Genomic DNA, 14291 nt, shown 5'->3' on the forward strand with positions numbered 1-14291 from the left:
CGACCTTGGACGTGGGGCTCGCGATCGGCCTGCGACTGGGATATTCCTTAGCGATATTCGATTTGAGAAGCGCCAGGAGGCAGGCGCACACTGGCTGCCCGTCACGAGGCCGACGCGACGGACGGTTGCTTCCCGAGGGACCACCGTGAATCACACCCCCCTCTTCCTGAAGTGGGCCGCCGGCTTGGTGCTGGTGGTGCTGGCCTTCGTCGGCACGCCCGCGCTCGCGCGCAACGAGCCCCTCTATTTCGCCCTCGAGGTCCGGCGAGACGGTCGGCTCATCGCGCAGCCCAAGCTGCTGGGCGAGTCCGGCCGCATCCTGCGCGCCGAGCGCCGCATCCCGGGTGCGCTCGTCCCCGATTACAGCCTGGTACTGACACCCAAGGGCGAGGGAAATTCCTTCCGCCTGGAGTTGGACCTCACGCTGCCGGAGGCCCACGGGCACTCCGAGCTGGCCCTGCTGCACGGCCAGGAGCGCAAGCTTCAGCTCGGCCGGGTGCCGGGCGAGTTGGAAGTCTCGCTGCTGCTCATGAAGGTGGACTCGCCGGAGTTCCGCGCGCTCATGGACCTGGGCGAGGACAACGGCACGGTCACCTCGGCCTCCTGCTCGATGTAGGAGGCCCCCTGCGGCCATCGGGCCTAGAGCACCGCCAGGTCATCGCGGTGCACCGCCTCGTCCAAGTAGCGGTAGCCCAGAACCCCTTCAATGTCCGAGCTGTGGTGGCCCGCGATGCGGCGAAGCTCGTTGGCGTCGTAGGCGCTGAGGCCCCGCGCGAACGCCTGCCCCGTGCCGTCCACCAGGTCCACGGGGTCCCCTCTGCCAAAGTCGCCGTCCACGCCGCGCACGCCGCTCGGCAGGAGGCTGCGCTTGTGCTGGACGATGGCCTCACGCGCGCCCGCGTCCACCTGGATGCGGCCTCGGGGACGCAGCGCATGGGCAATCCAGGCGGTGCGCGCGCTGCGGCGACCTCCAGACGGCTCGAACAGCGTGCCCACGGGCTCGCCCTCCAACACGGCCCTCAGCCGGCCGGGCACCGCTCCCGAGGTGATGACGCACGGGATGCCCAACTCGGAGACCTGCCCGGCCGCGCGCACCTTGGTCGTCATTCCGCCGGTCCCCACGCCGCTGGAAGTGCCACCCGCCAGCGCGAGCACCTCGGGCGTCACCGACTCCACGGATTCCATCAAACGCGCGGTGTCATCACGGCGGGGATCCGCGGTGAACAAGCCCTCCACGTCCGACAACAGGACCAGGGCATCCGCCTCCACCACGCCCGCCACCAGACCGGCCAGGGTGTCGTTGTCGCCGAACTTCAGCTCGTCCACCGACACGGTGTCGTTCTCGTTGATGACGGGCACCACGCCAGCATCCAGCAGCCGCGCCAGCGTGTGCTTCACGTTGAGATAGCGGCGGCGCTCCTGGACGTCCTCGTGGGTGAGGAGGACCTGGGCCACGGCCCGTCCCTCGCGACCGAACGTCTCCTCGTAGGCCTGCATCAAGCGGCTCTGCCCCACCGCCGCGCACGCCTGCTTGCCGGGGATGTCCTTGGGGCGGGAGGGAAGCGCCAGCCGCTCGACGCCCAAGGCGATGGCGCCGCTGGACACCACCACCAGCTCACGGCCCTGCGCGGCCCAGAGGAGGTCGTGCCCCAGGGCCTCGAAGTGTTCACGGTTGAACCGGCCCGTCGTGGACGTCAGGGCATTGGTTCCAATCTTCACCACCACGCGACGAGCCCCACGCAGGGCCTTGCGTCCGGATACGCTCACGTCGCGCAGCGTAGGACGGAAACGGAAAGGACGCGCGCGCCCCGTGTGTTGTCAGCGGTCACGGGTATTCCGGTGGGGGGCCGTCATGAAACCCGCCGGGCCGCGGTCCATCGGAAGTTCCGGAAGGGGCTCGGGCCACTCGCCCCGGCCAGGAGAGCGAACGTTTGAAGGAAATCTTCGGCAACACCCTGGGTCTCAAGGCGAACGAGCAGCACCGGCTGCGCAACACCTACCGGCGCCGCGTGTCGCCGCATGAAATCGTGTCGCCCGAGCTCGCCCGCCACCTCACCGAGCTGTCGCGTGAGACGAACCGGCAGATTGGCGTGCTCATCAACCGCAAGGGAGACATCGAGGACGTCGTCGTGGGCAACGCCCACAAGTTGGAGCTTCCGGACATTGGCCGCGCGCGCGCTGGGCAGGTGCGTCTGCGTGGCCTCCGGTTGGTCCACACCCACCTGAAGAGCGAGCCCCTCACCAAGGACGACCTCACGGACCTCGCGCTCTTGCGCCTGGACTGCGTGGCCGCCATCGGCGTGGGCGACGAGGGACTGCCGGGCGTGCTGCACTACGCCCACCTCGTGCCGGAGAACGGCACCGGCGAGTTCTGGCAGGTCACCACCCTGCCGAGCGTGCACGTCGAGCAGCCCGACCTCGCGGCCACGCTCAATGCGCTCGAGGACGAGTTCAGCCGCAAGGCCGCCGCGCGCGCGGTGAGCGGTCGGGAGAAGGCCATCCTCGTGGCGGTGTGTCTGGATGGAAACCGGGCGCGCGCCGAGGCGAGCCTCGCGGAGCTGAAGGAGCTGGCGCGCACGGCGGGCGTGGAGGTCATCGACAGCATGCTCCAGGTTCGCCGCGAGGCGGACCCGCGCTATCTCATCGGGCGCGGCAAGCTGGAGGACCTCAACCTGCGCTCGATGCAGTCCATGGTGGACCTGCTCATCTTCGACAAGGACCTCACCCCGTCGCAGGGCCGCCACATCGGAGAGGCGACCAGCCTCAAGGTGCTGGACCGCTCGCAGCTCATCCTCGACATCTTCGCGCAGCGCGCGCAGAGCGCCGAGGGCAAGCTCCAGGTCGAGCTGGCGCAGCTCAAGTACCGCCTGCCTCGACTGGTGCAGAGCGACGACTCGCTCAGCCGGCTCGCGGGTGGTATTGGCGGCCGCGGCCCTGGCGAGACGAAGCTGGAGATCGATCGCCGCCGCGTGCGCGACCGCATCACCCACCTGGAGAAGCGAATCGACCAGGTCAGCCGCGAGCGCAGCGTGCGCCGAGCCCAGCGCAACCGGCGCGAGCTGCCCGTCATCTCCATCGTCGGCTACACCAACGCGGGCAAGTCCACGCTGCTCAACGCCATCACCCAGTCCGAGGTGCTGGCGGAGAACAAGCTGTTCGCCACGTTGGACCCCACCAGCCGCCGCCTGCGCTTCCCCACGGAGCGCGAGGTCATCATCACCGACACGGTGGGCTTCATCCGGGACCTGCCCAAGGACCTCGTCGCCGCCTTCCGCGCCACGCTGGAGGAGCTGTACGACGCGAGCCTCCTGTTGCACGTGGTGGACGCGGGAGACCCGGCGCGCGACGAGCAGGTGGAGGCCGTCGAGGCCATCCTCGAGTCGCTGGGGCTGATGGACAAGCCGCGCCTCATGGTCTGGAACAAGGCGGACCTCGTGGGCGCCGAGGACCTGGAGGCGCTGCTGCGCTCACGCGGTGGCGTGGCCATCAGCGCGGCTCGACGCGAAGGGTTGGAGTCCTTGCTGGCCAAGGCGGACACCACGCTCTTCGCGGAAGGCGCCTCCGAGGCCATTGGCGTCGTCTGACGGCGGGCGGGTTGCGAGCGGCGGAGGGCTCCCCTAGAGTCGGGGAGCCGTGTCCAATCCGCTCAGCCTGCTCGTCCCGCTGCTGACGCTTCAGATTGAAGGGCTGCCGGGGCAGGACCCGGGACCGCAGTACGTGAAGCCGGTCTCGTCCCTGTCCCCGAAGTACTTCGAGTTCCTGGAGCAGAACAGCCACATCATCTACCCCGCCATCGCGGTGTTGACGCTCGTCATCATCGCCGCCGGCATCCTCCAGGCGTGGAGGACGCAGGACCTGGACGGCCTCCAGAAGAACCAGTTCAAGAAGGCCATCGTCAACGAGCTGCGGCGCAACATCAGCGGCCTGCCCGGCGACGTGCTGGCCAAGGCCGTGGGGTTGGACCGCCTGAAGACGAACCGCCTGCTGGAGCAGATGCAGCAGGAGGGCATGGTGCTGAGCCACACCAACTCCCAGCGGCTCACCGTGTGGCGCGTGCGCGGCGCGGCGCCCGACGCGAACGTGCGCCGGGCCTGAGGTCCGCGCCCTCCCCGCTCAGACGCCCGCCAGCTCCGACTTCGGCTGGCGCGTCATCAGGTCCACCACGGCCGTGCGGGCGTTCTTGTCCTCGTAGGCAATCAAGTACACCTGATGGCAGATGGGCAGCTCCACGCCCGTCTTCACCGACAGGTCGCGCGCGCTCTTGGCCGTCTTCACGCCCTCGGCCACTTCCTTCATCTGCGAGAGGATGTCCGGGAGCTTGCGGCCCTTGCCCAGCTCCATGCCCACGTGGCGGTTGCGGCTGAGTTCACCCGTGCAGGTGAGCACCAGGTCGCCCATGCCCGAGAGGCCCGAGAGCGTGAGCGGGTTGGCGCCCTTGCGCACCGCGAGCCGGGTGATCTCCGCCAGGCCACGCGTGATGATGGCCGCGCGCGCGTTGTGGCCCATGCCCAGGCCGTCCGCCATGCCGGCCGCGATGGCAATCACGTTCTTCAGGGCGCCGCCATACTGCACGCCCACCACGTCGTTGGACGTGTACGAACGGAACGTCTCGGTCTGCAGGGCCTTCTGACAGCGCAGCGCCACCTTGTCCCAGTGCGACGCGATGGTCACCACCGTGGGCATGCGGCGCGCCAGCTCCTTGGCGAAGCTGGGGCCCGAGAGCACCGCGAGGTACGGGTGGAACTCCTCGGGCAGGCAGTCCTCGAGCAGCTCCGTCATCGTGAGGAGCGACTCGTTCTCGATGCCCTTGGACACCGTGATGATGGGCACGTGGCGCGGCAGGAACGCCTTGGCGCGCGCCATCACCTCGCGCGTGGCGTGGCTGGGCGTGGCCAGCACGACCAGCTCCGAGCCGGTCAGCGCCTCTTCGAGGTTCGTCGTGGCGTGCACGCGCTCGGAGATGGGGATGCCGGGAAGGTAGGTGGCGTTCTCGTGCCGGGTGTTGATGGCCTCGACGGTGCCTGGCTCGCGCCCCCAGAGCTGGACGCGCTCGCAGTTGACCGCGAGGACGTTCGCGAGCGCCGTACCGAATGAGCCAGAGCCAATCACACTGCCGCGCATGGATGACCTCTTGTCGTGGAGAAAGCGGGCCTCACCAGAGGGCCGAGACCACGCCGACGGATATCGCCGGCATGAACGAAGCGCTGCCCGCCGCGCGACGGTGGAAGTCGCCGCCGAAGGACAGCACGTAGGAAGTTCTCGCGGTGATGGGCGACTCGAAGCCCGCGCGCGCGAGGAAGGCGCCCGTCGTCGTCGACGCGGGAGGCAGGCCCCCCAGCGGCGTGCGCTGAAGGGGCTCGGTGTCCCAGGCGAGTTGGTAGCGCAGGTCCAGGAAGAGGCGCTTCGCGCGCGGCGACTGCCCCTGCCATGACGCCACCACGCCGGACTGGAGGTTCCAGTTGCGGCGCCCGCTCAAGTAGCGCGCGCCCCGCTCCTCGGCCTCGGCCGGGCGGAGGAACAGCGCACGGCCGCCCTCCACCACGAACCCCAGCGCCGCGCGACCGTTGTCCACGCCGTCCAGCAGCGTGAGGCGCGCGCCCAACCGGCCCTCGTTCATCATTCCGTAGACGCTGTCGACGCCCAGCGCCACGTCGAGCTGGGGGAGCACGCCCACCACCGCGCGCGCGGACAAGAAGGGAAAGCCCACCAGCAGCCCCACCAGGACCCGCCCCGTTCCCGAAGAGCGAGCCCCGAGGAGTCCGAGCCGATTGGGCTCCAGCGGCGGGCCGGCGGCCAGCACCTCGTCCGAGGCGGACGGGGGCGGCGCGGGGAGGACGAAGGTCGATGGGGACGGGCCCTCGGGTGGGGGGGTGGGCGGGGCCGACGAAGTGACCTGCGCCTCGGGGAGCGGCGAGACAGGGCCGGGATAGGCCTGCCACGAGTCGTCATCGACGACGGCGCTGGACGGAGACGACTCCGCGGGAGCGCGGCTTCCCGAGGCACTCGGCGACGCGGGCGTCTGCGCGCGGGCGAGCGGTCCGAGGAGGAGGGCCGGCAGGAGGAGGAGTCGGGAGGCACGCATGGGAACGCGGCCGGCAGCTTAGTCCACGGCGCGCCAGGGAAACGAGGGCGGCTCGCCCGTGGGCCAGCCGGCCGTGCGTCGGCCTTCCGGAAACCGCCACGAGTCCCCACCAATGGGTGGCCACGCGGCACCCTCCCCGGTCTACCATCCGCGCCCGCGTTCGGTGCGAAACCGAGGAGAGACGACGGGATGAGGGTTGGACGGGGCGCACTGTTGTTCGCATTGGCGCTGAGCGCGTGCAAGCCGCGCGCTGGCACGGAGGCGGATGCGGGCGCGGCTTCGGTGCCTGGCCGGCCCGGGACCGTGACGCTGCCCGGCTGCGAGACCCTGTTCCCCGCCGACGTGCGCGAGCTGACCCTCAACGGCTTCACCGTGAAGGAGTCTCGCGCGTGTCCGACGTGCGGACCGGTGTGCACCTTCCGCTCGGCGGCGGAGCCCGAGACCACGGTGTCCATCGTCTATGACTGCCAGGAGCACTACGCCACCGCGGACCTCCATGCGCTGCTCGAGCCCACGCTGAACGCGGGAGGCATCGAGGTGCCCGCCCTGGGACGCGCCGCGGCGCGCCGCAATCCAGTGCAGGGCATGACGCAGGTGGTGGCCTGGGATGATGACTCGCCCTGCGCCGTCGTCGTCACGTGGCTCGGAGGAGACACGGAGCGGGCGCTCGATGTGACGCGGCTCGCCCTGCAAGTTCATTCGGATCCCGGGCGCGCCGCGCACCCCGCGTCCGCCGCGGAGGACACCGCGCTCACGGGCACAGGCGGCACTCCGCTCCCTGGCGCACCGACCGCGCTGGGCTCGCGCGAGGACACGCTTCTGCCTCCCGACGTTCCGACTCCGTCCGCCGCCCTCTCGCCGCCCGCGCCCGCACGCCGTCCGACCACGCCCGCGACTTCGGCGCCCGCGGTGCGCCCGAGTCTCGTTGACGCAGGCGCTCCCTCGAACGCCGTCCCCTCGGCGCCCGTGACGCCTTCGCGCGGAGGGGCCGTGCCCACCGGAGGACGTGCGCTCGGCCTGGATGCGGGGACGGTTCTCGGAGTTCCCAGCGGCGTGCCGGCACCGCATCCCGTGACGCACCCTGTGCGCCCGACAGAGGAGACGGGGCGTGACGCGGGCGGGTTGGCTGCATCACCTCATGCCGTGAGTGCTCACGACGCGGGCTCGCATCTGGACGCAACACCGCCCCACGCACAGGTCGCCCCCCATCTGGCTGCCGACGCGGGAGCGCCTGCGTCCATCGGCGCGCACGAGTAGTCGCGACGTCGAGACCTCGCGCCATGGGGCCTCCTTCGTGGCCCTGTTGCTCGCGAGACAACATGGGCTCGTCGAGGGGTTGCCCTCACGGCAACACGCCATGCCTGTCCTGCTGGCGGTCCTAGAGGGAGAAGGCACCACGCGGTGATTCGGCACGCGCCCTGCTTTGGGTCCGGCCACGGCTCGATGAGCCGCGGACCCAAACAGGACGACACATGCATACGACCCTCGCCTCTCTCTTGAAGGCACGACCGCACCGCGTCTGGTGGGCGGGCGCCTCCGTGATGGCCCTGCTCCACAGCGCCACCGCGCTGGCCCAGACGTGCCCCACCCCCACGGTGGCCCTCTGCCAGCAGATGGACTTCCTGCAGAGCACCTGCGGACAGCAAAGCCAGACGAAGTGCGGCGACATCCTCTCCGCGGAATGGAAGAAGAAGCTCTCGACCTTCCCCAAGCGCTCGTCCCAGCTCCCGGCGTCCATGGGCGGCCAGGTCGTGACCACCAGCTACCTGGCGCGCGATCCATCCAAGGATCAGCTCTCCGGCCTGGAGGACACCTTCGCGGGCACCGTCCTCAAGAACCAGCAGCTCTATCGCAAGCAGTTCAAGAACCTCAACGAGGGAGACAAGCTCCAGCAGGAGCTGCTCACCAAGTGGGCTGGGAATGGCGAGGCCGTCGCCTCGTGCCAGGAATACGTCGACGAGAAATACAACGACTACAGCCGCTTCGAAGCGCGCGTGGGCCAGTTCGGTACGGACTACCTCGCCGTGTTCAACGCGGCCAATGCCGCGGAAGGCGGCATCTCGGACCGCAAGCTGTATGACCGCTCGGGCAACACGCTCGCGCCCATCTGGACGACGCAGCGGCTGGAGAAGAACGCGTACTACCTGTTCGCCCCCGGGCCCTACCCCGACGGGACCACGGCGTATGTCTTCAGCGACAGCCTCGTGAAGCAGGTCAGCCCGAAGGGCCGCACGTGGTTCGTCGCCACGGACAAGTGGCACCAGACCCTGGCCACCGCGCTCGCCAACTATCACGTGGACGAGCTGAACGGACTCCAGGCGCAGCAGGAGGACTTCTCCGCGCTGCTCGATCGCCGGGCCCAGGCGTGGAGCTTCTACCAGGCCGAGCTGGCGCGCATGAAGGCCGCGGACCAGGACCCCAAGGAGCTCAACCAGCTCACCGCCAAGAGCCTGTATGAGATGGACGCCGCCATCGAGCGCGGCCTCGAGGACGGCGCCAAGCAGGGCTGCCTCAACCTCGCCGCCAACACGAAGTGCGACTGGTCTCCGCGCCGCTACAAGAAGATGCTCGACGCGGCGATGTTCCCGCGCCGGCAGGCGGACTATCAGCGCTGCCTGACGCTCACCGCCAATGACTTCGGGCCGGACAGCTTCGTTCGCAACTCGGACAAGCTGGGCATCGATGGACTGAAGGGTGACCGCACCCTCAACGTGGCCCTGCTGGATGACTACCTCACGCGCTATGCCGCCCAGCTCGTGGGCATGCTCACGCCGGTCGATCCCTCCACCGGCCTGCGCCGCGCTGGCGCCGAGCGCAGCGGCAACAGCCTCCTGGGCAACGACACCTTCGGGCTCGCGTATGACTATGCCGGAGGCTGGGGGCTGGACTTCGGCGCCGCGCCCCTGGGCATCAACTCAGCCGGTCCGCGGATGTGTGACGCGAACCTGCGCCTGTATGGACGCTTCACCGCGAACGCCGTCGTCTTCGGCGGCCGTGCCGAGGTCATCAACGCGAGCGCCCTGGGGGAGACCGAGACCGCCAGCGTGCACCTGCAGGCCAACCTGCGCGTGCTGGGCATGGACATCGCGCCCTTCCCGTACGATCAGCACTTCCCCGCGCGCTTCAACGTCTCGGCGAGCCCGTCCCGCGCTGGCACCATCTTCTCGGCCAGCGGCACCTACGTCGTCGTCTTCATCCCGGTCACGGTGACCGCGGGCCTGAACGGCGCCGTGGGCCTGCAGCTCGGCCTCAACGGTGGCGTGGCGCGCGACTGCGTCAATGACACCGTGGGCGTGGACCTCAATGGAAACGTCACGCCGTTCGCGCGACTGGATGCGCTCGCCTCCGTGACCGTGGGGCTGCCGGGGATCGCCGCCGCGGGCATCATGGGCACCCTGAACCTGGTGCGCGCGGACATCCCGCTCACGGGCCAGTTGGGCCTGTACGTCACCTCGCCGTCGCACCCCACGTTCCCGTCCATGCTCGTGCTGCACACGGGCACGTCCATGGGGCTGAACCTGGAGGCGCTGTCGGGCCGGGTCGTCGTCTTCGCCACGCTCGGCCCCTACTACGGTGAGCTCGAGCTGGCCTCGTGGGCGGGCCTCGCCTACCACACGACGCTGTTCAACGACTCGTTCGAGACGCCGCTGGCCTCGCTCCGCTAGCGGCTGCTCCGCAGTCGCAGTCCCTGGCCCCGGAGCGCTCCCTCGCGCTCCGGGGCCCCTGCCCCACCGCATCGCCCGAGGACCTCCCATGCTCCGCAATTCCTCTCTTGTCGCCCTCGTGGCGGCCACCGTGCTGTTCGCCCTGGGGATTGTCTTCTTCCCCCGCCTGGGCCTGGACTCCGCTCGCGCGCCGACAGGCTTCGCGGTGAAACCAGACTGGGTGCCCGGCACGCGCTATGCCTATGCGCTGCATTGGCAGAGCCTCCAGCGCGTCCCCAGCCTGCTGCCTCAGGGCCAAGGGAATCCCTCGCTGATGGAGGCCCAGCTGCGGCTCTCCGGCACGCTCGTGCTGAGCGCCCTCGAGCGCAATGACGACGGCTTCGTCCTCGGTGCCTCGCTCGAGGACCTGACGGAGCACGCGCTGGAGTTCCAGGGCCAGGAGGTCTTGCCGGACGATGCCTCCGTCGCCGCGGCCTTCCACGGGCACGAGGCGTGGGTGGAGCTGAGCCCGCAGGGCACGCTCCGCGCCATTCGCTTCGCCCCGGACGCACCGGAGCTCTTCAAGCAATCACTCCAATGGCTCATCACCGAGACGTTTCCCTCGCTCCCCACCACCCCGGAGCAAGCGCGCGCCGGAGCATGGGACTCGGCCGAGGCCACGGCCCTGGGCCATGTGTCCGCGCATTACGCGGTGGCTCCTGATGCGTCGCTGACGCTGCGCCGCACGCGAGGCCTCTACACCCAGTTCCACAGCGCGCCCGCCGGAGTACCGCCGCACGCGGTGACCTCCGAGGCCCGCTTCACCTTCGCGCCCGAAGGGCACCTGACCGACGTCATCCATCACGAGGCGGTGCGCGCCGAGGAGGAAGACGGCCTGGATACGCGCGAGGTCTTCCAGCTCCACCTGCGCGCGGTGACGCGCTTCGAGCCCACGGGCAAGTTGGACCTCGCGTCGCGCTCCGAGGTGCGCCAACCCGGCGCGCTGTACACGTCCGCGGACGCCGAGCAGAAGCTGCTGACCCAGCGCGCGGACGGGTTGACCTTCGACACGCTGCTCAACGACCTGTTCACCCACGGCAACGCGGGAGAGATGCCCGAGAATGGCCGCTGGCTGTGGCGCGCCACGGGCTTGCTGATGCTCCATCCCGAGCGATGCAAGGAATTGGCGGTCTACTTCCAGGACCCGGGGACCGAGCCCTCGGGACAAGCGCTGGTGCTCGACCTGCTCGTGGGCGCGGGCCACGCCGAGGCCCAGGCCGAGCTGCGCCGCCTCGTGGATGACCCCGCCGCGCGCCGCACGCCCGAGGCCCATGGGCTGCTCTTCCAGCGCCTGGGGCTCGTTGCGCACCCGACTCCCGAGACCGCGGACTTCATCGCCCACCACCTCGCCGCGGCCATCGCGCAGAGCGACACGGGCCTGCGCGACGCCAGCGCTCATTCGCTCGGCGCGGTGGTGGGGCATCTGAGCGTGGACGCGGATCCAACCGTGGTGGCGCGCTACAACCAGGTGCTGACGGAGGGGCTCGCCAGCGCGGCGACGCCCGACGCGCAGCGCACGTATCTGCGAGCCCTGGGCAACGCGGGCCTCGCCGAGAACATCGCGCGCGTGCTCCCCTTCGCCGACGCGGCCGACCCGGGCGTGCGCGAGTCCACCGCCGCGGCCCTGCGCAAGACGCCCAGCCCCGACGCCACCGCCACGCTCCTGCAACTGGCGCGCGCGCCCGAGCAGCGCGTGCAGGCCGCGGCGCTCGACTCGCTGCGGGAGCATCCGCTCGATGCGACCTCGCTCACGATGCTGCGCGACGTCGTGGTGGGCGGCGCGCTGCGCCCCGGCTCCGAGTCGCTCGTGGCGACGCTGCTGGAGCGCCGGCTCGACGGCGGCCCCGTCGTCGTCCAGGCCCTCCAGGCCCTGTCCCTGCGCGCGCGCCAGGACCCCGTCCTGCGCGCCCGCGTGCTCCAGCTCCTCGCGCGGGCGGCCCTGGTGGCCTCGCGCTGAGTCCGCAGTCCCACTCCCGCCTCATGACGGACCTCGCATGAAACCTAGACCTCTCTCGCTCCTCCCTGGCCTGTTGCTCTCGGCGCTGGTGCTCTCCAGCACCTCGCGCGCGAGCCCAGCCGATGACCTCATCCGTGGCGCCGGCCTGCGCGTCAATCACGCCACGGTGACCTTTGACAACCACGCGTACAGCGCGACGGACTATGTGATTGCCAAGCCGGCCGGCACGCTGAACTTGGTCCTGAAGGCACAGGACTTCGGCTTCGCGTCCGACCTCGTGGTTCACATGACGGGCGCGCGCTCCGGCGACACCGTGACGTGGGACTTCGACGACTGGCTGCCCACGCCCTATGACCTGGGCGGCTTCTACTCCTTGAAGCGTGTCTACGGGCACCTCGTGGCGAACGTGGAGCTGGTGCACGGCACCGACGCGCCCTCCTGCGGCACCGCGCTGTGCCCCTACAACGTGCGGCTGCGGCTCGGCGGGGGGACGTGGCTGCGCGTGGCGGGGAGCGGGCCGTTCTGGCACCCCAGCTTCGACGAGGCCGTCTCCGTCTCCACCTTCACCGCGTTCGGAGGGCTGCCGCGCCCTCGCCTGTCCGGACTCACCCTGCTGCGCCCCACGCGCTATTGCCTGGGCAGCGCGCCCACGTACTTCTCCGGCGAGGTGACGCTCAGCACTCCGGCGCCCACGGGCGGAGCCTGGGTGGACTTCACCAGCAGCTATGGCGCGGGGGTCTCCGTGGCGGGCCTGTACCTGGCCCAGGGGCTGACGCGTGGCCGCTTCGACGTGCGCGTGGCACCGGGCTTCGAGGGGAGCGCGCGACTGACCGCCTCGTCCGGCGGCGCGATGGCCTCCGAACTGGTGGAGATGAAGCAGAGCCCCCTCTGCTTCAAGTCCCCCGACTGGCTGAACATCAAGGCGGTGCTGTGCGAGAAGTGTCTGCTCGTGCGCGGTGTCAACGCGCGCGGCGACGTGCTGGGCCAGCAGGCCGGCTCGGACGTCGTGGTGACCGCGCAGGGGACGACCCTCAGCCTCGCCAAGCTCATGGGCGCGGAGCGCGTGGATGGCTCGCGGCTCAATGCCTGGGGTCAGGTGACGGGCACTGCCCTCATCAACGGCACGGCACAGTCGTTCCTCCTCGACACCTCGAACCTCAAGACGAAGCCCACCGTGTTGAAGCCGGGCACGGCGCTCGGGCTCAACGACGTGGGCACCGTGGTGGGTTCGCTGACGGAGGGCAAGACGACGCGAGCCTTCCTCTTCGATGGGCAAGAGGTGCGGTCGCTGCCGCTCCAGGCCGAGTGGAGCACCGCGGTCGCGGTGAACAACCGCGGCGTCGTGGCGGGCAGCTATGACAACGGCAAGGGGCACCGCGCGTTCCGCGCGTACCTCGACACCGCCGAGGACCTGGGCGACCTGGGCGGCGGAGAGAGCGAGGCGCGCGCCCTCAATGAGCAGGGTGTGGTGGTGGGCACCGCGAAGACCGAGAAGGGAACGTGGACCGCCTTCCTGTCGCGGCCCAAGGAGGGCCTCAAGGACCTGGGCTCGCTGTCGAAGCTTCCGTTCAGCGTGGCGACCGCCATCAACTCGGCGGGCTGGGTGGTGGGCACCTCGCACGACGGCAAGCCCGACGGCACGCGCCGCGCGTTCCTCTACACCCCCGCCGAGGGCCTCATCGACCTCACCTCGCGCGTCTGGCCCGACGCGAAGCTGACCGTGCTGGAGGCGCTCGACCTCGATGACGCCGGACAAGTGCTCGTCCGTGCCCAGCGCGATGGCCAAGTCGGCTTCTACCTGCTCGCTCCCTGACACCTTCCCGGTACTCCTTCCATGAAGAACTCTCTTCTGAACTGCATTCTCTTGGTGGCGGCCAGCGCGGTGATTGCATCGGGCTGCAACGGCTGCGGTGGCGGCTCCACCTGTGACAACTCCCGCATCGCGCAGCAGGGTGGATGCTGCCGCACCGACAGCGCCACGCCCTGCGATGGCTCGCTCACCTGCAACAATGGCGCGTGCACGCCCTGCGGCGCCGCGGGGCAGCAGTGCTGCAACACCGGCGTGACGGAGACGTGCGCGGCGGGCCTGAGCTGTGAACTCCAGTCGAGCGGCCTGCACACCTGCAACGACTGCGGCGGACTCAACGAGCGCTGCTGCCAGGGCAACCGCTGCGAGAACACCTTCACGTGCAACACGGACACGAATCGCTGCATCAGCGCGGCCTCGGTCCACTGCACCGGTGGTGCCAACCACTACGTGATTGGCGTGAGGGACAGTCAGCTCTGCGGCCAGAGCACCCTGGACATCAACGCCGATACGCCCGAGCAGGCGTTGGAGTGCGCGCGCACCATGCCCCTGCCACCGGGCGGCACGCTCATCCCCGCCCCGGCCGTGCTCCAGACGTTCTCGATGTGCTTGTCCACCACGACCATGGGAGTGCAGCGGCGCAACATCCGCGCGTTCAGTGACTACGACGCGCGCCAGTGCGCCTTGAACACCTGCGAGAACTGCACCGACGCCCGCTTCGACTGCTGAAGCGCCCTTCCC

At 70.0% G+C, this 14291-nt stretch carries 11 protein-coding genes; 8 read left to right on the forward strand and 3 right to left on the reverse strand.

What is annotated here, in order from left to right; genetic code table 11:
* Positions 1-145 precede the first annotated feature (145 nt).
* The gene (locus KRR26_RS02315; RefSeq protein ID WP_120210296.1) at positions 146-616 is read left to right on the forward strand and encodes a hypothetical protein; all 471 of its coding nucleotides are present in this window, start codon (positions 146-148) and stop codon (positions 614-616) included.
* A 23-nt stretch (positions 617-639) separates the two neighbouring features.
* Here KRR26_RS02315 and proB read toward each other — a convergent pair whose 3' ends face one another.
* Positions 640-1767 (reverse strand): glutamate 5-kinase, encoded by a 1128-nt coding sequence (gene proB, locus KRR26_RS02320; protein ID WP_407931703.1) that lies wholly within the window; start codon positions 1765-1767, stop codon positions 640-642.
* A gap of 164 nt (positions 1768-1931) precedes the next feature.
* Here proB and hflX point away from each other — a divergent pair, with 164 nt between their 5' ends.
* A complete protein-coding gene (gene hflX / locus KRR26_RS02325) occupies positions 1932-3584 on the forward strand; it encodes a GTPase HflX (RefSeq protein WP_120210294.1) in 1653 nt (550 codons plus the stop codon).
* Between the two features lie 94 nt (positions 3585-3678).
* On the forward strand, positions 3679-4095 hold the full coding sequence (locus KRR26_RS02330; RefSeq protein ID WP_120210377.1) for a hypothetical protein: 417 nt from the start codon (positions 3679-3681) through the stop codon (positions 4093-4095).
* An 18-nt stretch (positions 4096-4113) separates the two neighbouring features.
* Here KRR26_RS02330 and KRR26_RS02335 read toward each other — a convergent pair whose 3' ends face one another.
* Positions 4114-5121: an NAD(P)H-dependent glycerol-3-phosphate dehydrogenase gene (locus KRR26_RS02335; protein ID WP_120210293.1), complete on the reverse strand. Its 1008-nt coding sequence runs from the start codon at positions 5119-5121 to the stop codon at positions 4114-4116.
* Between the two features lie 31 nt (positions 5122-5152).
* Entirely contained in the window at positions 5153-6082 is a 930-nt protein-coding gene (locus tag KRR26_RS02340; RefSeq protein WP_236068176.1) for a hypothetical protein, read from the reverse strand.
* A 189-nt stretch (positions 6083-6271) separates the two neighbouring features.
* On the opposite strand from KRR26_RS02340, the gene KRR26_RS02345 reads away from it, so the two are divergent.
* The 5 genes from KRR26_RS02345 (at position 6272) to KRR26_RS02365 (ending at position 14279) form a co-directional block, all read left to right on the forward strand.
* On the forward strand, positions 6272-7339 hold the full coding sequence (locus KRR26_RS02345; protein WP_217079007.1) for a hypothetical protein: 1068 nt from the start codon (positions 6272-6274) through the stop codon (positions 7337-7339).
* A 215-nt stretch (positions 7340-7554) separates the two neighbouring features.
* Positions 7555-9747, forward strand: a complete 2193-nt coding sequence (locus tag KRR26_RS02350; protein WP_217079008.1) for a hypothetical protein — start codon at positions 7555-7557, stop codon at positions 9745-9747.
* 88 nt (positions 9748-9835) lie between these two features.
* Complete coding sequence (locus tag KRR26_RS02355; protein WP_120210291.1) at positions 9836-11743, forward strand: HEAT repeat domain-containing protein; 1908 nt, start codon at positions 9836-9838, stop codon at positions 11741-11743.
* 37 nt (positions 11744-11780) lie between these two features.
* A complete protein-coding gene (locus tag KRR26_RS02360; RefSeq protein ID WP_217079009.1) occupies positions 11781-13556 on the forward strand; it encodes a hypothetical protein in 1776 nt (591 codons plus the stop codon).
* A gap of 21 nt (positions 13557-13577) precedes the next feature.
* Positions 13578-14279, forward strand: coding sequence for a hypothetical protein (locus tag KRR26_RS02365; RefSeq protein ID WP_217079010.1), 702 nt, complete (start codon positions 13578-13580; stop codon positions 14277-14279).
* Positions 14280-14291: the final 12 nt, after the last annotated feature.

Origin of the sequence: Citreicoccus inhibens, from assembly GCF_019039035.1 — a bacterium.
GTDB lineage: Bacteria > Myxococcota > Myxococcia > Myxococcales > Myxococcaceae > Citreicoccus > Citreicoccus inhibens.

What these genes read in the sequence shown, in the direction of transcription:
- KRR26_RS02335 (WP_120210293.1), bottom strand. Translation starts at nt 5,121, where the DNA reads ATGCGCGGCAGTGTGATTGGCTCTGGCTCATTCGGTACGGCGCTCGCG.
- KRR26_RS02340 (WP_236068176.1), bottom strand. Translation starts at nt 6,082, where the DNA reads ATGCGTGCCTCCCGACTCCTCCTCCTGCCGGCCCTCCTCCTCGGACCG.
- KRR26_RS02345 (WP_217079007.1), top strand. Translation starts at nt 6,272, where the DNA reads ATGAGGGTTGGACGGGGCGCACTGTTGTTCGCATTGGCGCTGAGCGCG.
- KRR26_RS02350 (WP_217079008.1), top strand. Translation starts at nt 7,555, where the DNA reads ATGCATACGACCCTCGCCTCTCTCTTGAAGGCACGACCGCACCGCGTC.
- KRR26_RS02355 (WP_120210291.1), top strand. Translation starts at nt 9,836, where the DNA reads ATGCTCCGCAATTCCTCTCTTGTCGCCCTCGTGGCGGCCACCGTGCTG.
- KRR26_RS02360 (WP_217079009.1), top strand. Translation starts at nt 11,781, where the DNA reads ATGAAACCTAGACCTCTCTCGCTCCTCCCTGGCCTGTTGCTCTCGGCG.
- KRR26_RS02365 (WP_217079010.1), top strand. Translation starts at nt 13,578, where the DNA reads ATGAAGAACTCTCTTCTGAACTGCATTCTCTTGGTGGCGGCCAGCGCG.